Genomic DNA, 23,474 nt, shown 5'->3' on the forward strand with positions numbered 1-23,474 from the left:
TTACACATCCAGTTTACGGGCTTCATGGTTTTTACTATGCAACTATGTGTTTGCCTCAATGCTTAAATAGCTACCCGTGTAGGATTCGTGTAATGGTGTAAGAACATATGGCTTGGAGGATTAGGGGGAAGGTGGTAGCAATGAAGACAAGAATGATACTGGCAAGCCTTGCAGTGCTAATCTTCGCATTCTCGACAATCGCTATGGCTGCTTCAAACTATGCTAGCTATGGCCCAGTAGAATTCTACACCGACAAAGCCAGCTACCTGCCTGGCGAGACTGTAAGGTTCACCATAGTGATACATGATAGGACTGACTTCCTCGACAGGATAGACATATACATTCTCCGCAACGGCCAGGTAGAGTACCTATGGCACTACCCGGCAGATAACGGCACCGGCGTAGTCTTCTACCTACAAAACGTTAACGGGAATAGCGTAATTACGTTCAGCAAGGCATTCAGCGAGAGTGGAAGTTATGAAGCAAGAATAGCCATTCCAAGTCTTAACGTGGCTGCAAATGCTCTAGCAATAACATTCACTGTGGGCCCGCGATATGAGATAGCTGGCATAGTCGTAGATGAGGAGGGTACACCGGTAGCTGGGGCCACTGTAACAGTACTAGAGACGGGCGACCAGGTCACAACGAATAGCACTGGCGGATTTAGCGTTGGCGTCTCCTCACCAGGGAACTACACGCTATACGTAAAGGCTAACGACTTCCTACCAACTACAGTAACTGTCACTGTTGAGGATGTTGGCACAACAAACGCTGGCACAATAGCTATTGAGAGTGTAGCACACGCCATAACAACCATAAGACAAGAGCTAGAGGATGTAAAGGCCGTCCTCACACAGCTAGAAGCCAACCTAACAAGCCTAACCGAGGACTACCAGGCAGCAATAGAGGACATTTACAACAGCATAGCATCTCTATCCGATAGGCTCACAGCAGTAGAGAGTGCTGCTAGCCAGCTACAGAGCAGCCTCAGCAGCCTAAATGCAACGGTTAGCCAGCTACAGGAGATGCTAGGTGAGCTACAGAGCCAGCTAAGTAGCCTTGCACAGCAGCTAGGAGAGCTATCCAAGGGCCTAAGCGTGCTGGCACAAGACCTTAATGCAAAGATCGAGAAGCTAAACAGCGAGATAACTAAGATAAAGGAAGCCTACGCAACTAAGGACGAGCTAAACACAGCTATAAACAATGTCAACTCGAGAATAGACCAGGAGAAGGCATCTCTCGAGCAGCAGATATCGGCGCTCAACGAGGAGATAAACAAGCTCAAGCAGAGGCTCGACCAGCTAGAGTCAGCAACAATACAGCAGCTATCAAACAACATACAGCAGCTAACCAGCGAGCTACAGTCGCTAAGCGATAAGATAGATAGCGCCTCCCGGACTGCACTCATAGCAGTCATACTAGCAGTGATAGGCATAGTTGTAGCTGTAGTAGCAACAGTACTCGTATACCGCAAGATAACAGCCTAAAGATATTAAGGGCGTATGAGCCCCAAAACAAGTAGTTTTTTACGCTATCATTATCACCCACAGCCTTGTTGCTGGCCCATTCTTCTCCTTGACAATATCGTTGCGCAACTCTCGCATTCCTCAACCTCCCCGGCTGCACTTACTAGGCTAGCTTTCCAGCCATTATCTGAAGAGGGACACCAGCCCCCACCCGTGCCATTGCCATACTAGTTTTGCTTGTGCGCGACTAGCCCGTTGTGTATCACTGTTCACACATGATATTGTGTTATAGCGTTTAAGATAAGTTTTTTAAATTGTATTAAGGGTGTCTGGGCTTATGGAGGGTAGACATGTTGTCACGTAAGGCTTTATTATATCGTTTTGTATCAGCGTTTACAATAATGATATTCATTCTACCCTATATACCGATGGCTGTAGCAGAAGGACAGACAGATAGCGGAGTTAACGTGACAAGCGTGGGACCATACATACATCCTGCGTTTAAGACTAAGGAGTACTGGGAGTATGGTGGCTTATCTGGCAAGGTTTTCCGGGAGATTCTAAGCCTAGCTGAGGAGTTTGCTAATCATAGAGGGATAGTTGTTGAGAAGCCTAGTGAGCCCTATGCAGCTGCTATACTACTAGTCGAGCCACATGTAGATATGAGCTTCTATCGGAGCCTTGCAAAGGCTATTGTAATTACAGGTATCTACCCAACACATGCCTATACTATTGTGACTGGCTGGGTTACGCCGAGCAGTATTGAGAAGCTCTCAAAGATGGCCGGCATCGTGGCAATACTGCCTGACGTGACACTTGACAACCTCCTATCGAGTGCAAGGAATGATGAGCTACTCAGAGAGCTGCAGATGATGGGCCGGGTAGATCCTGACGAGTTAATAGCTTCGAAGCCGGTGCTTGAGAAGCCGAGAGAGCTACCAGCAGCTCCAGCTGGTCCCGTGGATCTCCTATCAATACCAGGAATGTACCACTATACTGTCAATATTACTCGTGCAATAGAGGTCTGGAGCAAGTACGGTATTATGGGTCAGAATACGACATTGGCAATCATAGACACTGGTGTAGACTACGCTAGCCCAGGCCTAGGCCTCGACGCTATTGCCAGGGACGAGTATGGTATACCGCTAATCTTTGATGCTGATAGCCTAGGTCTTGTATTAACACCAGTGCCAGCAATACCTGTAAACGAGACACACGTATACGTCGATGTTAGCGAGCTCTACTTCTTCTACCCGCCATACAACGTGTTTAAGGATAATGTCAGCTTCGCCCGCTTTGGAGATGTATGGCTATACTGGAACCTCCCAGAGTACTGGAGGGTACCACTGGACGTCTACGCCGGCTTTAGCACCTCTGGTGTTGTGCCAAGGTTTGGTATTGCAGTAAGGATAATCAGTACGCCCGTAGGTACTGTAGCCTTTGGCGCGCCAGTGCTAGTCTACGACAGTGACGGTGATGGCTACTATGACACCGTGCGTGTTGACATGACCACCACTTACTACTACTTCTACCAAGCAGTAAACCAGAGTGGAGCACTAGCAAGTCTCTACCTATACCAGCCACCCTATAGTGGGCCCGACTATGACTTTAGCGACGAACCAGCAATAAGGTATGGCAATGAGATAGCGGCACTGGACCTGGATGGCGATGGTGTATACGACTTTAGTGTTGGTACACTAGCAGGCTACATCTATGATGCCTTTGGTATTGTGCTACTGGAAGAAAATAATGTTCTAAAGCAAATGCTAGCTGGCCTAGAGCCCGGCTATGGCGTCAGCGTGTTCAACGTGTGGGACATGTGGAGCTTCGACTACCTAGGCTATGTGTGGCCAGGCATGGATGTATGGGCTGGTAGGTACGTTGTGCTAGAATACGACTTCCACAGCCATGGCACCTTCTGTGCCACCACTGCTGCTGGTAGGCCGGCATGGGGCTACACAGGGTACGGTGAGTACAGTGGATGGAGCCTAATAGTGGGCCAGGCGCCTGACACCAAGATTGCTGCAGCATCCGCGCTCTCCATGGGCAACGTGTTTGCCGCTGTATACTTCTTCAGCGGGTTCGACGTGGTTAACCCATATGGTGTCGAAAACGGGTTCTTCCACTACTACGTCCCGGTGCCGGGCAGCGTCAATCCATGGATAGCATTTGAGGGTGGCATACTTGTCTGGAACTACACGGGCAAGCCTAGGGTTGATGCTACAAGCAACAGCTGGGGCGCCAGTGGATGGGCGCTATGGGGCTGGGCTAGCGGCATGGACCCGATAAGTGTTGTATTCGACTATACCAGCCTAGTTAGCAAGACACCGCACTTCGTCGCGGCTGGCAACGGCGGTCCAGGCTGGGGCACCGTTACAAGCCCAGGAGCCTCTGCCATGGCTATAACAGTGGGTGCAGCCACAGAGTTCACCTATAGGCCGTTCTACGGCTATCTGCCGGGTGGCAACAAGGAGATAGTGTCGTGGAGCAACCGCGGCCCAGCCGAGACGGGTATCGCCAAGCCAGACATAGCAGCAATAGGCAGTTTCGCATGGGCAATGGGTAGGCCATGGGACGCATTGGCGTGGGGTGCACTTGACGGCTTCTTCGCCTTCGACCTCTTCGGAGGCACAAGCCAGGCAACACCGATGACAGCTGGTGTAGCCTCACTAGTCATTACAGCCTACAAGCAGGCAACAGGCAAGGACTTCATGCCTGCACCTCTACTAAAGACAATACTGATGAACACCGCGCACGACACCGGGTTTGACCCGTTCAGCCAGGGTGCAGGCTTCGTAAACGCCCTTGCAGCGGTTGAAAAGGCGCTAGCGCTAGCTCATGGCAGACCAACACTGGTCTACAGTACGTCGGTGCCAGACTTCATACTCTCACAGCAAGCGCCAAACTACGAGACAATAGCGCATGGCGGCATAGAGGAGGGCGGCTGGGCTGAACCAAAGCTAGTACTAGCCGGTACGAGCTACGCTAAGGCAGAGCTAACTGTGAAGGGTGTTGGCAGGTATAAAGTATATGCTATGGAGCTTGTGAAGACGCTAGAAAAGCCGCTAGTATACATGCTCGGTGTTAGTGTGCCAACAATAACAGTTGATGGAATCAAGATAGTATGGCGGAGCGGGAGCAAGATAGCAATCAACCTCACCGGCCTAGACTACGTTGACATGGTTCCACTGGCGTACATCGATCCATCGAGGCTACTAAGCTACGACCTCGTAGAAATATCCATGGTTTATCCATACCAGTACTTCGATAGTGCCGGCAGGTACGGCACATGGAGAGGCGGCATCTACTACAATGGCATAGAACTATGGTACTGGATCGACCTCAACCGTAACGGCATAATGGAGCTCAACGAGACTGCTAGAATACAGTACGACCTGCGCGGCGCAAACGCATTCCACATACAGGTAGCAAAGCTAGCTGAGCAGCTTAGCGAGATAGAGCGCCTAGTAGCAATGCATACAGGTATGGATGTCTCAGCAGCACCAAAGCAGCTGGTACTAGTGTACAGGGCGTACTACAATTACTGGAGCTACGAGGTCTACAGCGGTAAGCCAGTAGTAATATACGCTGATGTCACCATCAAGGGGTACGAGTGGAAGTCATGGAACAACATTAGGGTCTACCCATCAGTATTCACTGCCAGCGGTACCCGCACAGTCAAAATATTCGCTGTAATGCCGCGCGGCCCAGGCATATATACAGGCTACATCGTTGTAGAAAACACGCTCACCGGCGAGAGAATACTGGTACCAACAACAATCATAAAGATACTAACAATGAACGACGCCTACCGCTCATACACTATAAGCCGTGCATACTACTATGGCGACCGTAACGACTTCTACCGTAACGATGTGCTGCGTGGTGCGTTCGACTGGACCTGGAGGTATGAGAGTGGCGACTGGAGAACATACCTGGTAGAGGTAAAGGACCCGAAGATAAAGTATTTGGTGCTAGAGCTAAAGTGGAGTGGCGGCACCAAGAACTATATGAGCAACCTTGACGTAATGGTATTCGGCCCATACACCTACAAGCTGGTAGACATTGAGAACGATACAGCACCGTACAAGGTATACAGCATGAATGTCAACGGGCTACAGCTAGGTGGAGAGCTAACAGAGGACTTTAGAATGTTCTGGGACGACCCAGCGCCAGGCACTAGCAGGATAATAGTGCCGATAAGCGGTCCCGGCCTCTACAGGATAGTCGTTAGGAACATCGAGTATAGTGGCGTACAGCAAGAGGAGTCGTTCATGCTGAAGATAGCACCTGGCAGCCTGAGCATATGGCCACGTGTGGTGAAGCTGTCAGATGGTTCTAGGGCTTACGTGAGGATACTAGCAAAGATACAGGCAACCATCGATACTTCGACGGTTGCAATAGTGCCGCTGGACGAGATGTTCGGCGGGTACTACGAGTGGTACTATCCATACAACAACTTCACAGTTAGCGTTGAGAATATTATAGGTAGGAGCTACCGCTACGCCAGCTACATAATAAGCCTAGTATCAATCTATGCACCGGTAGGCCTTGGAGAAGGCACCTACATTCTGCCACTAGCGCTGATAACTGGTACGCCTGTAACAGCGTAGGCGGTACCCATGCTGGTAACAGCAGCGTGTACTTCTCATGGTATGTATTGCCTGTTGATATACCAGTAGTGCTGCGTTAACCAATGTAGTCCCTTGTTTTCCACACAAATATTTTTTCGTAGCTGGTAACTTCTTCTGCTAGCCTTAAACCTAAAACGAGCATCTACTCTTTTATAAATATTTTCATAGTTCTCTTGTTTGTTTTCTCCATCTTATTTATTTATGCAGACTCTGGGATACTACTTAGTGGGAGGTGGAAAGTTATGGCGCTCCCTAGGCCGCCGGTTGGCGAGGGCGTGGAGGTTCTCTTCAAGCCCAAGGGTGTAGCGGTTATTGGTGCCTCTAGGAAGCCTGGTAAAGTAGGCTACATGGTTCTATACAATCTTAAGAATAGCTACGAGGGTCCAATATACCCTGTAAACCCGAACGCGGACGAGATACTGGGGCTCAAAGCCTATCCGACAATAATGGATGTACCTGACCCTGTAGATCTTGCAGTAGTGACTGTGCCGGCAAAAATGGTGCCAGATGTAGTAGACCAGGCTGGAAGGAGAGGTGTTAGGGCGGTTATAGTGATTAGTGCTGGCTTCAGGGAGGTTGGCGGCGAGGGGGTCGAGCTTGAGAAGCGGCTGCTCGAGGTTGTGAGAAAGCATGGTATCCGAATGCTGGGCCCCAACTGTCTAGGAGTATACTCTCCATCAACCGGCATTAACGCGACATTTCTCGACCCGGAGAAGCAGGGTCTACCAGGTAAGGGCCCCATAGCATTCATCAGCCAGAGTGGTGCTCTTGGCGCAGCCTTGCTAGACTGGCTTGACGCTAACCAGTTTGGCATAAGCAAGTTCATAAGTATTGGCAACAAGGCTGACATTGATGAGGCCGACCTGCTAGCCTATCTAAGAAAGGACCCGGAAACCAAGAGCATTGCAATGTATATCGAGGGCGTCGCGCCCGGCGAGGGTGGGAGATTCCGCCGCGCTCTAGAAGAGACAACACATGAAAAGCCAGTGGTCATACTAAAGTCTGGCCGCACCGCTGCTGGTGCACGTGCCGCTTCAAGCCATACTGGCAGCCTTGCAGGTAGCTATCAGCTATACGAGACTATCTTCAAGCAAACCGGAGTAATACCAGCCTACGACACGGCACAGCTATTCGAGATGGCGTTAGCGCTAGCGCTACAGCCGCCAATGCTGGGTGATCGTGTGGCAATAATAACGATGGGTGGGGGCAGCGGTGTAATGGCCTCCGATAACCTCGCCGAGAAGGGGCTGAAGGTTGTGGAGCTTAGCCCAGAAACGCAGGCTAAGCTACGCAAGGTTCTACTGCCGATTGCTAGTCCGAGAAACCCCGTGGATGTAACAGGCTCTGCTACTGATGAGCACTTCCTAGAGTCAATTAGAATCGTTGTTGAGAGCGGCGAGGTTGACGGCATATTCCTCATACCATACCTAAACCTTGCATCCATAACCCCGGAGCTTCCACGCAAAATAGCTGCACTCGTGAAGGAGATACAGCAGAAGTACCGAATACCATTCGTAGCCTCGGTAACCGCTGGCAAGAAGACATGGGCTCTAGCAAAGATTATGGAGAAAGAGGCTGGAATACCGGTATATAGTAACGAGGCTAGCGCAGCCAGAGCCATGTGGGCACTCCGCCAGTACGGCAAGTGGCTACAGAAGATAGGTGTAGCCTAGACGGTACAAAAACAATAAGGGTAGTGTTTTGCTAGCACCCTCTCGCCACACCTACGCACGCCAGGCCCTGCTCAGCTCCTTGCCAGGCCTTTCTCGCGGAGCAGCTGTATGAATAGCCGGAAGCCCTCACCCATGCTGCTTGTGTGCCTCACAGTGACTATGTTGCCATCTAGAACTGCGCCGGCATCAACGTATTCTGCGCCTGCGTTCACAAGATCGTCCTTTATGCCTGGGTAGCCTGTAACCCTACGGCCCCTGATGACACTAGCTGAGGCTAGGAGTAGTGGGCCGTGACATATGGCTATGATTGGTTTACCCTTCTCAGCCATCCTCCTAGCTATCTCCACTGCCTCTCGGTGCTGCCTAGCCCTTTCCGGGCTCCTCCCGCCGGGGATTACAAGGACGTCGTAGCTGTCAAGCCTCTCCACTGCCTCCCGGTAGCTGAGCGTAGCCTCAACCTCGAAGCCCCTCTTGCCCTTTATCTTCAGCGGGCGGGGTTCTAGCCTCCCTGTTTGGGGGTCGTAGCGGGGCACGTCGCTGTACTTGGCGTGAGACGCTATGTCGATTTCGAAGCCTTCTTCGAGGAGACGGTGGTACGCGTAGAAGAATTCGAGGTCGTCAAAGTCGGGCTCTACTATGAAGAGAGCGCGGGGCACAGCTGGTCACCCCTTATGACTGTGGATTATTTGTGTAGGTCTAGGGGCAGAGTGGTTGTTAGCCTCAGCTTTAGCCGGTGCAGCTCAGCCATAACCTTCTCAACGAAGGCATCCAGCTCGGCGGGAGCTACACCCTTCCCAGCCGCGACCCTCTTGACCTCAGCCTCTACCAAGGCGTAGCGTTTATACTTCTCGTTAAGCCTGCGCCACGGTATGCCCTGGAGCGCCTTGGCGAGCCTCTCGTCGTAGGGGAGAACGCCCTCCAGCATCAACACAGCTATTATCGGGTAGCCTACGTAGCCCCGGAGCTTCGTACCATTATCATCGCTGTACGCCAGGCCCTGGCCTGGGTCTACGTAGACTCGGTAGACCCGGTCCCCCTCGCTGCTAACTACGCGGTAGACATGGTCGCCGGTCTTCTCAACACGGCCATCAGCTATTGCGCCAAGAGCCTCGAGCACCTTTATCCTTGGAGGCAGTCTTAGAGGCCTAGCCGTAGCCACTGCCCGGCAGCCCTCTAGGATTACTAGAGGGGCGTGGGAGCCCTTATCACAGTCTAGCCCTACACTTGTCTAGGGGTTTGAGGGTTTTGGGCCAGCTGACCCAGTTCCTCGGCGAGATACGTAGGGTTCTAGACAGGCTCTACGGGGAGGCGGCTGCCGGCCTCCGCGAAGCCTTCAACATTGCATGTGGGGGTGGGGGGAGTGCTGAGTCGGTGGGGGAGCATAGTAGGATTGCGTTAGGGCTGCGGAGCGAGGTTACAGACATGGCTACCATAGCTATTGCTAGGTTTCAGCCGGTTGCGAGGGATCTTCGCAGACTCACATCCTACCTCGAGGCGGCCTATGACCTCTTCAGGATTTCAAGATATGCATTCGAGATCGCGAGGCTCTACCAGCTAGTACCCCGTGAGTGTAGGAGGTGTAGCGAGAGCATCCGGGTGGTGCTCGGCAAGGCAGAGGAGATGCTAGACATGGCCTATCGCGCCCTCGTCGAGGAGGATGGTGGGCTCGCGGAGAAGGTCTCCGAGCTGGATGCATCGGTGGATGAGGCCTACGTCGAGGCTGTCCGAAGGCTTGGCACCGTCGCCCACCTCTCTAGATGCGAGGTTGCAGAGATGCTACTGCTACGCCATGTTGAAAGAATTGCAGACCATGCAGTCTACATAGCAGCCGAGGCCTACTACATCGCCACCGGCCACCGAGTATACCCCCAGGCCCCACCAAAGCCTAGAGGGAGCGTATAGCCCCGAAAACCATGAGATTAGCTCTGCACAGCTGGGGTAAACGCCGGGGATGCTAGATCATCATTGTTGGCGGCCGTCTTGGTGCTTCTTCCTCCTCGCCGCCGGCCTGCTTGACGGTTGCTACTAGCGGGTTTAGCTTGCCCTCCCTTGCCAGCTGCTCGAGCAAGTTTCTCACGTCGCTCGTGTGCTTAATGTCTATCTCGAGGAGCTGCTGCAGCACGCTAAACATTACCTTCCAGACCTCTAGCAGCATCTCCCGGGGCACATGAGCTATTATCACCGGGTCCTGGAGCCAGTTGTCGAAAGCCTTGATAGTCCTCATCATGTGCTGGAACGCCGCCCTAGTAGCAACTATGAGGTCTAGCCTGTCACCATGCTCGACCTTGGCTGCTGTCTCCTTGAATGTCTGGAGTAGCCTCTTCTGCATCCTAACCCACTCGTCGAGCTGTTTTAGGAACACATAGTCTATCACGCGTACCTCACCTGGCCTACTCAAGGCTTATCCTCCCTTTCCGGGGTATATCTGGGCTCCCAAACCCCCGTTTAGCTCCTTCCTCACGTATTATAGTACGTGCTTCCATGCGATAAGCGCTGTAATGGTTTACACTAGCCCGGATTTCCTTCGGTATCTCTGAAACCTCTAGCACATCCTGCATACCGTGTTTTAGGGCTCTAACAGCCCCTATCCTAGGCCTGGGGTGTGTGGCCTGGCGGAGCTTAAAGCTGTGGAGGTACACGTACGGGGCGTTGAGGGGCTCGAATACGTGCTTGCTGCTGGCCAGCGTGTAGCCGACCTTGCGCTTTCGAGGCGCAGGCTATACTACATCCTCCTCCGAGCACGTGGAGATGGTGTAGTCCTTGGCCTCTACGGTAGCCTTGCTGACGAGGCGGGTGTTGTGGGCATCTACCGCCGTATAACGGGTGGCAGGCCTGCCTACGTTGAGCACGACACCTACTACCTTGCCGTAGCGTTGCCCGGTGCTAGGAAGCTGGAGAGCCTAGCCCCGAAGGCCCTAGAGCTTGAAAGGTGTAGTAAAGGCGTAGTAGGCTTCACCCTCCTCGGTGAGACGGGTTTCCTAGAACTCTTCGCGGATAGTGACCCTCTCCAATGCCTCCTCGAGGTATTCAATGCTAGGCCAGGCGGCAGGCTGAGCCTAAGCCCATCGGTTCTCGCCGAGACCGCACAGCTGTACGCTTCGCCCAGCTGGAGGCTCTACAAGTACAACCCGGCAACAGCCGAGGCGGCTGCATACCGGGGCAGCTACTGGGTAAAGGCTAGCATTGAGGTAACAGATGGCTACGTAACCGGGGTCTGGCTTAGCGGCGTCTTCTACGCTGCACCACCTATGGAGCCCTTCAGCATACTGGAAACCATCCGTGGTACAAGGTTTGACGAGCTTGTGCTGAGTAATGCTGAGCTGGCGGTAGACTACCGTGTCGAGCTGTGGGGCGTAACCCGCGACGACTTCAAGAACGTGCTCCGAAGCCTCCACGAGAAGGCTGGGGAGAAGTATTTCACTGTGCCCGACTAGCGTTGCCAGGATAAAGTCAACGGTAAACTCACCAAGGAAAGGTATTCATATGTGGGACAAACACAGAATAAATCTGCAGGACAAATGGTGTGCAACGGGTGAAGATGTAGCCATGGAGTTCAAGCTTCTGAGAATAAACCTCTGGACACAGAAGGTCCGCGAGGAGAAGATTGACGAAAGAACCCTGCGCCGCTTCCTCGGCGGCCGTGGCCTCGGAGCATACCTGGCGCTCAAGGAGATCCCCAAGGGCGCTGATCCCCTGGGCCCTGAGAATAAGCTCTACATACTAACCGGCCCCCTAACCGGTACGGCCGCAGTGGAGACCGGTAGGTACCATGTTGTCGGTAAGAGCCCGCTAACGGGCATCCTCGGCGACAGCAACTCTGGCGGCCAGTTCGGCCCCTGGCTAAGGTTCTCGGGCTATGACGGTATTGTGCTTGAGAGTGTTAGTGAGGAGCCAGTCTGGATAAGCATTATCGACGGCGAGGTAAAGTTCCATGATGCACGCGACCTCTGGGGCCGCGGCGTAATCTACACTGAGAAGAAGATACGTGATCGGGTTGGTATAACAAAGCCAGACCTAGGTAGCGTTCTGTCAATAGGTCCGGCGGGCGAGAACCTCTCGAAGATCGCTGCTATAATGAACGACAAGTACCGTGCAGCGGGCCGTACAGGTCTAGGCGCGGTAATGGGCAGCAAGAGGGTCAAGGCAATATTCGTCTACGGTCACCGGAGGATAGAGCTCTACGACAGGCAGAAGTTCCTCGAGGCTGCAAAGAAGCTGTCCAAGGCCATAGTTGAGCATAGTATAAGCCAGTCACTAACAAAGTATGGTACAGCCGTACTAGTAAACATCATCAACGAGCACGGCGGCCTCCCTACAAAGAACTGGACCCGTGGCGTATTCGAGAAGGCACAGCAGATCAGCGGTGAGTACCTAGCCGAGCACTACCTCAAGACAAACAAGGGCTGCTGGGGCTGCGCTATAAGGTGCTCGAGAGTAGCTGAGGTTAAGAGTGGTCCGTACAGGACACCGGTCTCTGAGGGCCCAGAGTACGAGACCATCTGGGCTAACGGCGCCAACACCATGATAGGCAACATGGAGGCCATAATAAAGATTAACTACCTCCTCAACGACATGGGCTTAGACACGATAAGCTTCGGCAACACCGCCGCCACACTAATGGAGCTCTACGAGAAAGCCCAGAAGGGCGAGCTACCAGAGGACAAGGCTAAGAAGCTACTCGACCTCTTAGAGGACGTTGAGCCCACATGGGGCAACGCTGATGCCGTGATAAGGCTGATCTGGAAGACAGCATACCGCGACGGAATCGGCGACTACACAGCCGAGGGCGCCGCAAGGCTCGCCGAGGAGTTCGGCTGCCCAGACTGCGCAATACACGTTAGGGGTCTAGAGCTACCAGCATATGACCCAAGAGCAATCAACAGCATGGCGCTAAGCTATGCTACCAGCAACCGCGGAGGCTGCCACCTCAGAGCCTACGGCGTAAGCTTCGACGTGCTTGGTGTGCCGAAGAAGTTCGACCCGCTCAAGATAGACCTTGAGAAGGTCAAGCTCATAAAGTGGCAGCAGGACTACTTCGCCGTGATAGACAGCCTTGTAGTCTGCAAGTTCAACACGTTCGCCGACGCGCCAGAGTACTATGTGGAGCTGCTAAAGTACGCTATGGGCTGGGAGGACCTAACAGTTGAGGAGCTGCTAACCATAGGCGAGAGGATATACAACGTGGAGAGGCTCTTCGCAGTACGCGAAGGCAGGGGCTACAGGGACTACCTGCCAAAGAGGCTGCTGGAGGAGCCACTACCAGACGGTCCAGCCAAGGGCAGGACGGCTAAGGAGGCGTTGGAGACGTACCTGCCAGAATACTACAAGCTACGCGGCTGGGTAGACGGCAAGCCAACACCTGAGACCCTCAAGAGGCTCGGCCTAGGAGAGTTCCTCTACATCGTAGCCTAGCGGTATCCACGAGCCTCAGAGGATTCCCTACCCAAATAGTTTTTGGTAAGGATTAAGCTTCCCCCTCCTCCAGGCTCTCCAAGCTTCACACTAGGCTTCACGGATTTCTATCCCTTGGCTATGCTGGTAGCAACAGCTGGCAGTGCTGGTAACGGGATGGACGATTTGTGCTCCCCCGAAGGAGGGATGGTAATGTATAGCATGCTATCCTGGGGAGTTAGATGCTTGCGGCGTATTTGCTCTCGAGGGTTCCTTGCTATGCTGCCTCCTTACAGCTTGTACGAGATGGGTAACCTTTACTTTTCCATAGAGCTTTGCTAGTAGGACCCCGTGGCGGAGCACGGTGTAGCACTTTATGCATGGCGTGACTATTTCCCTCGCCTTGCAGCCTTTGCAGAGATTCCTAATCCTCCACTCGTAAATCCTATTGCGTAGTGTTGCGAGTGGCTGCTCTCTCAGATAGTTTAAGCCTCCACCACCGCCACAGCACAGCGTGTAGGGAGGCTTATCCCTTGGCGGCTTAGCATGGGTAAGCGCCTTCACCGAGGGGTACGACTCTCTCTCGAAACGTGCAAAACCACAGCTCGGAAAGAGCAGGCGGTCCTTGTTATTCTCCCCTCTACCCCCTCCACTCATCCTTATATGCTGGTGTATCAGCTCGTAGATGTTCACGGCTTCCATGTTGCTGGTAAGCCAGGAGTAGTGCTTGGCTAGTAGCAGGAGTTTATGGTCAGCACCGCAGCCCGAAAGCACTATACCCCTAACACCTAGTTCCTCTGCGGTATTGATCACGTTTGCCAGAGCATTTAGCGCGACATCCGGCCTTGCAGCATCGAAGGCTGCGTTGCCGCCTAGATCGAGCGCCTTAGTGGATACAGCAATACTGTACCCCGCTTTCTTCAGAACTGTGAGAGCGTCCTCAAGAATATCCGGGTATATTGTTGTCTCGAAGGGGGATGGAATGTAGAGGTAGTCTGCTGGCTCGTCCACGGGGACCCCTACCTTCTCGGCAATGCTGAGGAGAAGCTTCTTCGGCGCCTCTGGGTTGGGTGTAAAGCTGTGGCCCCGTACTATATTGCGAGCTATCTCCTGCAGGCTCTGCGGCTGTTTCCCCTCAATGCTGAGCTTTATCCTTGCTGCTAGCACGACCCTCCAAACCTCAATACCATAGGGGCATAGGATTGTGCATGCTCCACACATTGTGCATGTGTAGATGGTCTCGATATCCTCGCTTGTCGGCGAGCCCTTCACAAGCACATGATATGCAGCCCTTAGACGCCTAGGCGGGGAATACCGTGCAGCACCGAGCGCTCTGTAGGAGACGCAGCCTGGGGTGCAGAGCAGGCAGCCTATGCACGCCCTGTGGTACTCTTCGGCTAGCATGCGCGCTTCGTCAATAAGCTCCCTAGCCACCCTCCCATAGCCTATATTCATCTCTACCCCTTGCAGTCTCTACAACGACGTGTAGCATATAGGGCATTGTTCAAAAACTTCAATAGTAACCTATATAAAGTAACATACTAGGCGCAATTTCTCACCAGGGGGAATTATTGATCTCCAATGGGGACATGTTGCACAAGACTATCACGGATATACTGCTCAGCTCCATAGGCCTACCAACACTTAGCAGGGCTAGAAAGCTTGTCGGCGAGATAGAGGAGAGAACCGAGGTAATAATCGGCCTCTCCAGGGGCTCCAAGCTCTCCGAGGATGGGCTAGCATACGTGAAGAGCTTGGTAGGCGAAAACGAGCACGTAAGGATAATACCGGTTTACGTCAAGGAGTGGCCTAGCAATAGGCCAGACCCGCTGATAATCATCGGTGGGAGGCTCGGTGGACGATACAAGTTCTACGGCATACCCACCGAGATCCTGGCGTCAGCATTCCTCACAGCTATCGCAGCCGCGGGGGGCGCCTGGAGGCCAAAGAGCTGCCGGGGCTTTTAAACGGCCTCGGGAAAACTCATACTGTACGTTGTACCTGGTCTACCCTGCGCCAAGGCTATGTACTATGTGATCCAAGTCATCTACTGCAGTGAGAAGGCCGAGGTGGAGATAGTAAATCTTAAGACGATGCTGCTTAGGGGAATACAGCTGCCAGTCAAGCAGGTACCAGCATTTGTCACGCCAAAGGGTACACTATACCAAGGCCTACCCGGTGATGCACAGGGTGTTGCAAGGCTATGGGAGTCCTAGAACTAGCGTTTATCCCGGAAAGCCCCGGGGGTAAGTGTATGAGTCCGGGAGGGCCACCGTGAATAAGGGGTGGTCGATGTGGCGGAGCGTGTGCTCGACCTGAGAGCATATACCGCCCTGTGCGGCGATTATAGCGTACATTTACTCGGCAAGCTCGAGCAGATGAGTAGTGGTGAGAAGCTCAAAGTATATGTCGCTAAGAGCAGTGCTGGCCTTCTAAAGGAGTCTGTGAAAGCCATAACCTCTGCTGGCCTAGCTGAACTCGCTGGAGAGGGGGAGGAGGGAGACGCCTACTACGTCATCCTAGTGAAGAGGTAGCGGGGGGTGGGGCCGCTTGGCCCTCCTCCTACCCCTAAGTGCAGGGTTTTACGTATTTGCCGGAACGCTTGTTCTGGTGCTGGCGGCGGGCATAGCTGCCACAGTGAGGAGCAGAACGGTTCTCGGCATTACTCCTCAGGCTAGGGTTCTCCGTTCCGCCTATGCCTCGCTGCTCCTGGGGAGCACTAGGTCCTTTGTAGCCGCTATTGCTAGCTTCGTGTTCCACCTGGGCCTAGTGGTTATCGCTGTTCTCCACCTAACAATGCTTGGATACCTTGGCGCTAGACTCTACGTACTAGACGCGGGGGCTTTCCAGGCGATCATATACTGGCTCCGCGCGGTAGCAAAGACTGTAGCATTGTCGGGGACCATACTCCTACTCCTACATGTAGAACAGATGCTGCGGGGCTTCAGGCCAGCACTGGGCAGCATTACTGGCACTCTAATCCTCACAACGGCAGCCCTAGCCATAGCCACGGGGTATGCATCGCTAAATACTCACATAGCCCTGGGGCTCCTAGGAGCAGCATATGCCGCCTACACGGTGCTCAGCAGCCACATAACCAGAGGCTCGAAGCTCCTCGCCCAGAGGATCCTCCGCACATAAAAGCCTCAAGCCATAAGCCAGCTCTCCAGCACGATAGACAGTATAGACGCGCCTTTCCACAGACTATAGGACCACTAGGTACGATGCTAAGCCGTGCTGTGGGGCACAGAGGCACGTAAGCATAGCGCAGCGGGTTGATCATCGCTGCTGCCGGGAGGATATGGATACTGGTGCCATAGCGACAAATATGGCGGCGCGGCAGAGAGGAGCCTAACCTGGAACGAGTATAGAGGTCCACATGCCGCGTATATCCCTCGTGTACGATACTGCTTGCGCTACCTCACCACCACGATCTCTGAGCGTGTGCTAATGGGAACCAGGGCTATGGCGATGCCTGGGCCCGGCGAGACCCCTGGAAGCGGTGGTTGTAGGGCTCGGGAAGCGTGAAACCATGGTTCCTGCATGCCTCGACAATGGATGGCCTGGTAAGGCATAAATGTGTCTCCGGAGACACACTCATGCTCAGCTCTAACGTGCAGCACTCGTCAGGCTCCAACGAGCCCTAGGCCTACTCATAGACGATATTGCCGGGCTGTTCTACCCCCTCTACCAGGCTGCCCGAGAGGCTACTCTACCCCAAGGACAGAATGGAGGAGATCTACGCCTGGCACATTAGGCTCCCAGAGCTGAGCCAGCTCGCCAGCTTCCTCATCCTCGGCTACCTCTTCGGCTACGTGCTCAACACCCCGAGCCACTACCGGCTAGGCTTCATAGCGTTCGGGCTAGCGTCGCTGCTAACGACTCTCTACCTGGTAAAGTTCCTGCCAAGGCTCGACGCCGAGGAAAGGATCAGCGTTGAGGGCTTCAAGTTCAGGGTTGACAGGGAGTTCAAGCTCATACTGCTAGTCGAGGCCCTAATAACCCTCGCATGGTCGCTAGCACCGGAGATAGTACTCCTCAACTACATAGTAAACGTGTTGGGGCTAACACTGTTTGAGGCAATGCTCGTCGAGGCATTCATATCGCTAGGTGCAATCCTAGCAACATACATATCGAAGATGCTGGATCGCCACCACCGCTTCAAAGCCATGGCCATAGGCTATAGCCTCGTATCGCTATGGGCGCTAATAATGTCCCAGGGAGCACCGTTCCCCCTTGTACTCGCTGCACACTTCTGCAAGGCTTGGCGAGGTACTCGCCTTCCCATCTACCGTTCATGGATCCTATCAAAGATCCCAAGAGAGAAGGCTAGCAGCCTACTCTCAGCACTCTCCAGCTACAGGAAGCTAATCGCACTCGCCTCACCAGCTATAGCGGGCAGCCTCGCAGAGCTAAACCCAACACTACCATACTACGCCAGCCTAGCATTATTCATAGCCGCAACACTAGCACTACTAGCCCACGCCTACAGAGAACACACGTAGGTAGCTTTGTACGGCGAAAAGAACTCCATTGCAACGCTAGTCAGCTAGAGGAACGGTAAACGGGAAAGAGAGTTAGCCCTTGGAAAATAGAGAGATGCGGGGGAGAAAAACTGGGTGGGAAAAACTCCCTCCACCGAGGCCGGTATCTCAGCCTATCTCTTCACCGTGGTGTGGTATCACTTCGTTTAGCTCTAAGTCAAGCTGGCTGGCTATTGCATGTGTTACTAGCATCTTTGCTACTAGTAGGGCTGCTAGGGCTAGTGGTGCAAGCTCACGAAGCCTTAACACCAGACTGGTTAGCCTCCTCATCCCTTACACCCCTCCGCCTGGTCCGTGAAAAGTGGTGCAGGCGGTCCCTCATGTAAGGTGGTCAGGATGGGCTCCTTGAAGCGTAAAGGACTACCGGTGATATCACGCATCCTAGTTCTCCTTTCATGCTACGACTACAGGCTTGAGGCCGAAAAGTTCGGCGTAGTAAAACAAACTATACACCCCATGGTTGCCTCAGCCCGAAAGAAGTACAAGCCCGTCTATCACATCAAGGACCTGAGGCCCCTGGGCTTCGCCACAATACTAGCCACTATGAGAGACAGGGAGCTGTGGCGCAAACTAGCAAATACTAATAGTGTAGAGTACATAGAGAACCATGTTGTGTTGGGGAGGTATGTTTCATCGATAGTGTTAACAGTTGATGGACACATAATAGTGACCTACAATGTGCCAAAAATACTACTTGATGATGCTGTCTCGGTCGTAGAGAAGTGGTATACTGATAGACAGGGGGAGGTCGTTGTTGGAGAGACTATGCCGGTTAGGAACTGTGCTGGGGTCGTTGGGCAGCTAGCTCTACCGAGTCTTGAGCAGCACTACCACGTAGCTAGGATGTTTGAGGAGTATCGTAGCCGTATGCCCTTCATGGACTATATACTCTTATCGATACTCGATCATGATCCACTTCTCCCGCTTAGCGATGTGAGAAACCTTGTGCATGCTATAGAGGCTAGGATAGAGAAGGAGATTGGGGAGGGCCTACTACGCTACAGGTACGTGCTACGTCATTATCGTTCACTCTCAGAGAAAGGGGTGCTAGGTCGTGCCCGCATACCCAAGATAATAGAAGAACCTAAAACGGCGATAAGCATTATTGCTGAGGAAAAGTGTGCTCCCAAACTATACGCCTATGCGGCAGCGTATCTTGCATCAAGCAGGATGTTCATATCCAAGAGTACTCTAGTGGTGGGGCTGTATGTTCCGCAAACCGTGGTAAATCGGCTAGCCGAGGAAGCCTATGATTGTATTATTGAGGCCTACGTGCCTGTGAAGGGGTTCCTGGCGCCGTTTCCGTTTGAGATGTATGATCCGATTAGGGATGAGTGGAGCCTGGAGCCGGTGTCGCAAGACATAGTCAACTTGCTAAGAAAGTTCCGGCTACTAGCGTAAGTGTGGAGGATGCAAGAGATGACACGTGATCGCCATCGATGACATTCTCGATTAAGCGTGATACGATCTTAGCGATAGACGGGGAGATCTCCTCTACGAGGCGCATAGCCTTTTCTAGATTCTTTACGGCTAGGACAGCGAAGGGGACACCGTAGCGTGTTTTAGAGCTAGCGTTCAGCACTGCATAGAGCCCTGGCATTGCTCGGCGCAGGTATGCGTCAATCCTTTGCCAGCTCATCCCTGGCACCGATCCTGTATTAACTCGTGGTAATAGTTTTGACAGTATCCCGGGGACAGGCATGAAGCCTGCCTGACCAAATTATATAAGGAGGGCCCGTGTCATATGATTATTTATACAATTATGTTTTATACAATTATGTAGTGTCGAGTTGTTGGCGGGCCCGGGGGGATTTGAACCCCCGACCACCGGCTTAGGAGGCCGGCGCTCTATCCTGGCTGAGCTACGGGCCCAGCCAGGCTCCATGTAGACTGCTATTCTCTGACGGGGGCTGCGTTATATTCGTTGCTGGCTGGGGTTTGTCTCTGGGTTTTTGAGGGGCTCCCGGTGGGTTTACTGGCTGGAGTAGTGGGGGTATAGGATTCCCTTGGCTGGTATTGTTGTGTCTGCTCAGCAGCCGGGTGGACTTGAGCAGATTGGTGACTTGTTGGCGCTGGCTATTGGGCTGCTAATAGTCATAATAATACTGGCGTACAGTATCCGTGTTGTACGGGAGTATGAGAGGGTTGTGGTGTTCCGTCTCGGCAGGATTATCGGTGCTAAGGGACCCGGCATAGTCATAGTTATACCCATCATTGACCGTGTGGTCATGGTTGACCTGCGTATCCATACGGTTGACGTGCCGAGGCAGAGGATCATAACTAGGGATAATGTTGAGGTTTCTGTGGATGCCGTTGTCTACTATCGTGTGCAGGACCCGATTAAGGCTGTTACGACTGTGCGCAACTACCATCTCGCCGTCACAATGCTGGCGCAGACCGTGTTGAGGGATATCATTGGCAAGAGCGAGCTGGACGACCTGCTGACCCGGAGGGATGAGATCAACAAGGAGCTGCAGAAAATCCTCGACGAGTTGACAGATCCATGGGGTATCAAGGTTACAGCTGTAACGTTGAAGGAGGTTGTACTGCCCGAGGGTCTCGTAAGGGCTATGGCTAGGCAGGCTGAGGCTGAGAGGTGGAGGAGGGCTAAGATAATCGAGGCTGAGGGCGAGAGGCAGGCAGCCAAGATACTCGCTGAAGCAGCTGAGATCTATGAGCAGCACCCGGCCGCGCTGAGGCTGCGTGAGCTATCCACGCTCCTCGAGGTGGCTAAGGAGAAGAACCTCATAGTCTTCTACCCGCTAACCGCTGGCTTCGAGGGTGTTGCAAGCCTTACAGCGCTTGCCGAGGCTCGGAAGAGGAGTGGGGAGAGCCGGTAGCCTGTAACACTACCCTGGGAGCACTACACTCCGTTCCAATGTTTTTCCTCGCAGCCCATGCGTCGAGGGGATGCCCCTGCTCGCAATACATGTTATCTACCCGTGTGGTGCCTGGATTGCTTAGCAGTAAAAACAATGTATTGGGAACAGAATGGGTCGGACCATGAATCCTTGGCATATCTTGGTTTGGGGCATGGTTGTTCTAGTGTTTGTGGTGCTTAATAGCGTGTGTGTATGGCTTAGAGTAGTGGATGTGGAGCTTTTCGGGGAGCGAGACCCGCAGCCCCGGGGTTGTCAAGCTGCGGGGATGACTGGGCGGTTACCCAGCCGAATGCCTAATTTTTTCTAGGCTCCTGGATTCCCCGGTGTAGGCTCAAAGGATTTTTACGAATGGTGTACGTGTTGTTGTGCTGGTGGCTCGGCTGTGGCTAGGCTTGAGCCTGGGCTCCGGTGTGTTGAGGAGTTTCGTGTTGAGGAGGAGCATACAGCAAGCCATGTGGGTAGTGGGACTGTGAGGGTTCTCTCGACGCCTGCAATGATAGCGTTTATGGAGATAACTGCTCTACATTGTGCTCAGAGGTACCTGGGGGAGGGGGAGACCACGGTAGGCACAATGGTCTGTGTGCGACACCTTGCGCCAGCTCCGGTTGGCGTGGTTGTGCGTGTTGAGGCTGTGCTCGAGAAAGTTGAGGGTAGGCGGCTCCTGTTCCGTGTCCGGGCCTGGTGGGGTGATACACTGCTGGGTGAGGGTGAGCACGAGCGCTACATCGTGAACACGGAGAGGTTTCTGGCGAAAGTGGAGAAGATGCTGAGGGAGAAGCAGGAGAAAGAGACAAAAAGCTAGGCTTCACCGAAGCTGCGGTCTCCGGCATCGCCCAGGCCGGGGACTATGAAGCCCTTCTCGTTCAGCTCTGGGTCCACGGCTCCGACCACAACAGCTATTTCCCCCTTCACGGCTTCGCGGAGTGTCTCTAGCCCCTCCCGAGTAGCTATCAGGGAAACCACCACGATTCTCTTGGCGCCTTCCCGCTCTAGGCGGGCCACGATCCTCGACAATGTGCTTCCCGTAGCTAGCATGGGGTCCACGGCGATGACGGTCTTATCCTTCACTGGGGGCACCCTCCAGTAGGGTACCTCCACGTCGAACACTAGCCTACCTTCCTGCTGCCTCCCCGTATCCTCGAGCCTCGTCGCGGCGGCGAAGCCTAGCACGGCGCGGGGGTAAAGTTCGAGGAGCCCCATAGCCATGGGTGCTGCCGCGCGGAGAACAGCAACCACCACAAGCTCTTCATCAGCTACCCGTACAGCGGAAGCTGTGGCGCCAAGGGGGGTTCTCACAGTATCCCGTCTAGATGGGAGGAACCTGGCAGCCTCGTAGCCGAGGAGTATCCCGGCGAGCCTCAGCAGCTCCCGGAATCTCCACGGCTCGGTATGCTCGTCACGCAGTTCTAGGAGGATGCGTTGGAGGGCAGGATTCTCAGCGACGTGTAGCTCTAGACGGCTCACCGGCCACCCAGATGGGGCCGCTACCGGGGCGTCCAGGGTTTATCAAGTCTGTGCTAGCCTAGCTGCATCCCGGACCGGCAGAGGGCCTCCACGAGACCGTAAACAGTGTCCACGAGAGCCTCGGCTAGCGCAACCTCGACCTCAGACTCTAGCCGCGGGAGCTTCTCAACCCTCAGCGCTACACCCTGCAGCACAGCCTGCAGCCTATCAGCCAGCTCCCCCACGGTACAGCGGGGCTCCACGCTACCCCAACACCCCGCGATGCAGGGCTCTACAGCCCCGGAGAGCGTCTCAGCCGCGCGCCGCAGCAGTCTGGCAAGCCCACTACCCCTCCCCCGCCCCTTACCCAGCGCCTCCGAGGCATCAGAGAGAATCGATAGTGCAACATCGCAGGCCTCGCGGAGAGCCCTGCTACAATCCCTATCCTGCACCACCACAGCCACCCAGGACTTCTCTGGCGTGCAGAGTGTAAAATGCTAGGAGTAGTATGATGCTTGTAAGCTCTGGTGGTGCTGCTCCAGGCGGTGTATCCCTCACTAGGTGCATGTACCAGAGCAAGCTGGTTGATGCGGTGCCCAGTGCTGCTGTTGCCAGCAGCTTGGGGCTGCGCTTCGCGCTGTAGGCTATGACGTAGGGTATCATTGCGAGGAAGAACGCGGCAGAGGCCACGAAGTGTGCATGACCATATGTCTCGTCGAACACTGCTACTAGCCCGAGCGTGAAGCCGACCAGGGCTAGGAGGACTGCCTCGAGCCCTCCAGCCCTAGGGATGCAGAGAACCGCGTAGACCGTGATTAGCACAGCGCCGGTGTAAAGCGCCGAGTTAAACACTATGGCTGTTACGGGGTCGTAGCGCGGATTGCCAAGGTCGCTAAACGCGTTGTCCCAGAAGCTCCACCAGCCCGAAGCAAGCGTGGCCGCAACGGCTATACCGGCGAGTGGTATGAGGGGCCCAGCTACAGCGAGAAGCATGCAGAGCTTGCACCGAGCCTTTGGCAAGGACGACTAGTCCCCAGAGTACCACTCCCCGGGCTTGCAGCTGAAAACCGCTTTCCCAGAGCGGGCCCTGAGCGTGTTCGGGGAGAGTAGCCGGCGGCGGTTATCGGTCTAGACCACGAAGAGAGCGCGTGGCGAGAACAGTACTCTATCGCCATCCTTTAGCCTCGTCTCTAGGCCGTCTAGGAAGTCTATCCTCCGCCCATTAACAGCTATCTCCACGGGGTAGCGTGGCTCACCCTTCTCATCCAGAATCCAGCTCTTAAAACCCGGCTTAACCTGGCTATCGATGTATTCTATGAGGTCCCTAACGGTGGCCCCCTCAGCCAGCTCTATCTCGAGCTCAAAGCGACCCATTAGCTCGTAGAACTCCTGGATAAACACAGCCTTTACCTTCAAGCCTTGCAGCCCCTCCTTCCAGGCC

General features: G+C 53.9%; 24 protein-coding genes and 1 tRNA gene. 14 read left to right on the forward strand and 11 right to left on the reverse strand.

What is annotated here, in order from left to right; all coding sequences use genetic code 11:
- The first annotated feature begins 107 nt into the window (after nt 1-107).
- The 3 genes from HBUT_RS05190 to HBUT_RS05200 all read left to right on the forward strand — a co-directional run bounded on the left by HBUT_RS05190 (nt 108) and on the right by HBUT_RS05200 (nt 7,773).
- Entirely contained in the window at nt 108-1,487 is a 1,380-nt protein-coding gene (locus HBUT_RS05190; RefSeq protein ID WP_048061483.1) for a carboxypeptidase regulatory-like domain-containing protein, read from the forward strand.
- A gap of 332 nt (nt 1,488-1,819) precedes the next feature.
- Nucleotides 1,820-6,079 (forward strand): S8 family serine peptidase, encoded by a 4,260-nt coding sequence (locus tag HBUT_RS05195; protein ID WP_048061484.1) that lies wholly within the window; start codon nt 1,820-1,822, stop codon nt 6,077-6,079.
- Nucleotides 6,080-6,342: 263 nt separating this feature from the next.
- Entirely contained in the window at nt 6,343-7,773 is a 1,431-nt protein-coding gene (locus HBUT_RS05200; RefSeq protein ID WP_011822160.1) for an acetate--CoA ligase family protein, read from the forward strand.
- A gap of 71 nt (nt 7,774-7,844) precedes the next feature.
- On the opposite strand, the gene HBUT_RS05205 is transcribed toward HBUT_RS05200, so the two are convergent.
- Both HBUT_RS05205 and HBUT_RS05210 read right to left on the reverse strand, forming a co-directional pair.
- Complete coding sequence (locus HBUT_RS05205; protein WP_011822161.1) at nt 7,845-8,429, reverse strand: type 1 glutamine amidotransferase domain-containing protein; 585 nt, start codon at nt 8,427-8,429, stop codon at nt 7,845-7,847.
- A 26-nt stretch (nt 8,430-8,455) separates the two neighbouring features.
- Entirely contained in the window at nt 8,456-8,932 is a 477-nt protein-coding gene (locus tag HBUT_RS05210; RefSeq protein WP_011822162.1) for a hypothetical protein, read from the reverse strand.
- A gap of 86 nt (nt 8,933-9,018) precedes the next feature.
- Here HBUT_RS05210 and HBUT_RS05215 point away from each other — a divergent pair, with 86 nt between their 5' ends.
- Entirely contained in the window at nt 9,019-9,675 is a 657-nt protein-coding gene (locus tag HBUT_RS05215; protein ID WP_011822163.1) for a phosphate signaling complex PhoU family protein, read from the forward strand.
- Nucleotides 9,676-9,727: 52 nt separating this feature from the next.
- Here HBUT_RS05215 and HBUT_RS05220 read toward each other — a convergent pair whose 3' ends face one another.
- Nucleotides 9,728-10,171 carry a DUF2153 domain-containing protein gene (locus HBUT_RS05220; RefSeq protein ID WP_011822164.1) on the reverse strand — a complete coding sequence of 148 codons (444 nt, stop codon included), beginning with the start codon at nt 10,169-10,171 and terminating at the stop codon, nt 9,728-9,730.
- 229 nt (nt 10,172-10,400) lie between these two features.
- Between HBUT_RS05220 and HBUT_RS05225 the strand changes: the two genes are divergently transcribed.
- Nucleotides 10,401-11,207 carry a hypothetical protein gene (locus tag HBUT_RS05225; protein WP_011822165.1) on the forward strand — a complete coding sequence of 269 codons (807 nt, stop codon included), beginning with the start codon at nt 10,401-10,403 and terminating at the stop codon, nt 11,205-11,207.
- Nucleotides 11,208-11,319: 112 nt separating this feature from the next.
- A complete protein-coding gene (locus HBUT_RS05230; RefSeq protein WP_011822166.1) occupies nt 11,320-13,185 on the forward strand; it encodes an aldehyde ferredoxin oxidoreductase family protein in 1,866 nt (621 codons plus the stop codon).
- Nucleotides 13,186-13,389: 204 nt separating this feature from the next.
- On the opposite strand, the gene HBUT_RS05235 is transcribed toward HBUT_RS05230, so the two are convergent.
- On the reverse strand, nt 13,390-14,598 hold the full coding sequence (locus HBUT_RS05235) for a (Fe-S)-binding protein (protein WP_194840466.1): 1,209 nt from the start codon (nt 14,596-14,598) through the stop codon (nt 13,390-13,392).
- A 137-nt stretch (nt 14,599-14,735) separates the two neighbouring features.
- On the opposite strand from HBUT_RS05235, the gene HBUT_RS05240 reads away from it, so the two are divergent.
- The 5 genes from HBUT_RS05240 to HBUT_RS05260 all read left to right on the forward strand — a co-directional run bounded on the left by HBUT_RS05240 (nt 14,736) and on the right by HBUT_RS05260 (nt 17,669).
- The gene (locus HBUT_RS05240; RefSeq protein WP_011822168.1) at nt 14,736-15,131 is read left to right on the forward strand and encodes a hypothetical protein; all 396 of its coding nucleotides are present in this window, start codon (nt 14,736-14,738) and stop codon (nt 15,129-15,131) included.
- 66 nt (nt 15,132-15,197) lie between these two features.
- Nucleotides 15,198-15,380: a hypothetical protein gene (locus HBUT_RS05245; protein WP_048061486.1), complete on the forward strand. Its 183-nt coding sequence runs from the start codon at nt 15,198-15,200 to the stop codon at nt 15,378-15,380.
- Nucleotides 15,381-15,458: 78 nt separating this feature from the next.
- Entirely contained in the window at nt 15,459-15,698 is a 240-nt protein-coding gene (locus tag HBUT_RS05250) for a hypothetical protein (protein ID WP_011822170.1), read from the forward strand.
- A 16-nt stretch (nt 15,699-15,714) separates the two neighbouring features.
- Nucleotides 15,715-16,305 (forward strand): hypothetical protein, encoded by a 591-nt coding sequence (locus HBUT_RS05255; RefSeq protein ID WP_011822171.1) that lies wholly within the window; start codon nt 15,715-15,717, stop codon nt 16,303-16,305.
- A gap of 524 nt (nt 16,306-16,829) precedes the next feature.
- Complete coding sequence (locus tag HBUT_RS05260) at nt 16,830-17,669, forward strand: MFS transporter (protein ID WP_153801393.1); 840 nt, start codon at nt 16,830-16,832, stop codon at nt 17,667-17,669.
- 147 nt (nt 17,670-17,816) lie between these two features.
- Here the strand turns inward: HBUT_RS05260 and HBUT_RS09540 are convergent, their stop codons facing one another.
- Nucleotides 17,817-17,978, reverse strand: coding sequence for a hypothetical protein (locus HBUT_RS09540; protein ID WP_153801394.1), 162 nt, complete (start codon nt 17,976-17,978; stop codon nt 17,817-17,819).
- Nucleotides 17,979-18,044: 66 nt separating this feature from the next.
- On the opposite strand from HBUT_RS09540, the gene HBUT_RS05265 reads away from it, so the two are divergent.
- The gene (locus HBUT_RS05265) at nt 18,045-19,109 is read left to right on the forward strand and encodes a hypothetical protein (protein ID WP_048061487.1); all 1,065 of its coding nucleotides are present in this window, start codon (nt 18,045-18,047) and stop codon (nt 19,107-19,109) included.
- On the opposite strand, the gene HBUT_RS09545 is transcribed toward HBUT_RS05265, so the two are convergent.
- A complete protein-coding gene (locus HBUT_RS09545; RefSeq protein WP_153801395.1) occupies nt 19,075-19,347 on the reverse strand; it encodes a hypothetical protein in 273 nt (90 codons plus the stop codon). The two genes, HBUT_RS05265 and HBUT_RS09545, sit on opposite strands and share 35 nt — an antisense overlap.
- Before the next feature lie 155 nt (nt 19,348-19,502).
- Nucleotides 19,503-19,580: transfer RNA gene (locus HBUT_RS05270), tRNA-Arg, on the reverse strand.
- A 134-nt stretch (nt 19,581-19,714) separates the two neighbouring features.
- Between HBUT_RS05270 and HBUT_RS05275 the strand changes: the two genes are divergently transcribed.
- Nucleotides 19,715-20,548: a slipin family protein gene (locus HBUT_RS05275; protein ID WP_011822174.1), complete on the forward strand. Its 834-nt coding sequence runs from the start codon at nt 19,715-19,717 to the stop codon at nt 20,546-20,548.
- Nucleotides 20,549-20,972: 424 nt separating this feature from the next.
- Entirely contained in the window at nt 20,973-21,392 is a 420-nt protein-coding gene (locus HBUT_RS05280) for a thioesterase family protein (RefSeq protein ID WP_011822175.1), read from the forward strand.
- Here the strand turns inward: HBUT_RS05280 and upp are convergent.
- The 4 genes from upp to HBUT_RS05300 all read right to left on the reverse strand — a co-directional run bounded on the left by upp (nt 21,389) and on the right by HBUT_RS05300 (nt 23,449).
- Nucleotides 21,389-22,054 carry a uracil phosphoribosyltransferase gene (upp, locus tag HBUT_RS05285; protein ID WP_011822176.1) on the reverse strand — a complete coding sequence of 222 codons (666 nt, stop codon included), beginning with the start codon at nt 22,052-22,054 and terminating at the stop codon, nt 21,389-21,391. The two genes, HBUT_RS05280 and upp, sit on opposite strands and share 4 nt — an antisense overlap.
- 53 nt (nt 22,055-22,107) lie before the next feature.
- Entirely contained in the window at nt 22,108-22,488 is a 381-nt protein-coding gene (locus tag HBUT_RS05290) for a hypothetical protein (protein WP_153801396.1), read from the reverse strand.
- On the reverse strand, nt 22,475-23,053 hold the full coding sequence (locus HBUT_RS05295; RefSeq protein WP_011822178.1) for a DUF998 domain-containing protein: 579 nt from the start codon (nt 23,051-23,053) through the stop codon (nt 22,475-22,477). Before HBUT_RS05295 ends, HBUT_RS05290 begins: the two co-directional genes overlap by 14 nt.
- 108 nt (nt 23,054-23,161) lie before the next feature.
- Complete coding sequence (locus HBUT_RS05300; RefSeq protein WP_011822179.1) at nt 23,162-23,449, reverse strand: MoaD/ThiS family protein; 288 nt, start codon at nt 23,447-23,449, stop codon at nt 23,162-23,164.
- Nucleotides 23,450-23,474 lie beyond the last annotated feature (25 nt).

Source organism: Hyperthermus butylicus DSM 5456 (genome assembly GCF_000015145.1).
Taxonomy (GTDB): domain Archaea; phylum Thermoproteota; class Thermoprotei_A; order Sulfolobales; family Pyrodictiaceae; genus Hyperthermus; species Hyperthermus butylicus.

Excerpts from the sequence above, each read along its gene's own strand:
- HBUT_RS05190 (WP_048061483.1), top strand. The coding sequence starts at position 108 with ATGGCTTGGAGGATTAGGGGGAAGGTGGTAGCAATGAAGACAAGAATG.
- HBUT_RS05265 (WP_048061487.1), top strand. The coding sequence starts at position 18,045 with ATGGGCTCCTTGAAGCGTAAAGGACTACCGGTGATATCACGCATCCTA.
- HBUT_RS05230 (WP_011822166.1), top strand. The coding sequence starts at position 11,320 with ATGGAGTTCAAGCTTCTGAGAATAAACCTCTGGACACAGAAGGTCCGC.
- HBUT_RS05200 (WP_011822160.1), top strand. The coding sequence starts at position 6,343 with ATGGCGCTCCCTAGGCCGCCGGTTGGCGAGGGCGTGGAGGTTCTCTTC.
- HBUT_RS09540 (WP_153801394.1), bottom strand. The coding sequence starts at position 17,978 with ATGAGGAGGCTAACCAGTCTGGTGTTAAGGCTTCGTGAGCTTGCACCA.
- HBUT_RS09545 (WP_153801395.1), bottom strand. The coding sequence starts at position 19,347 with ATGAGCTGGCAAAGGATTGACGCATACCTGCGCCGAGCAATGCCAGGG.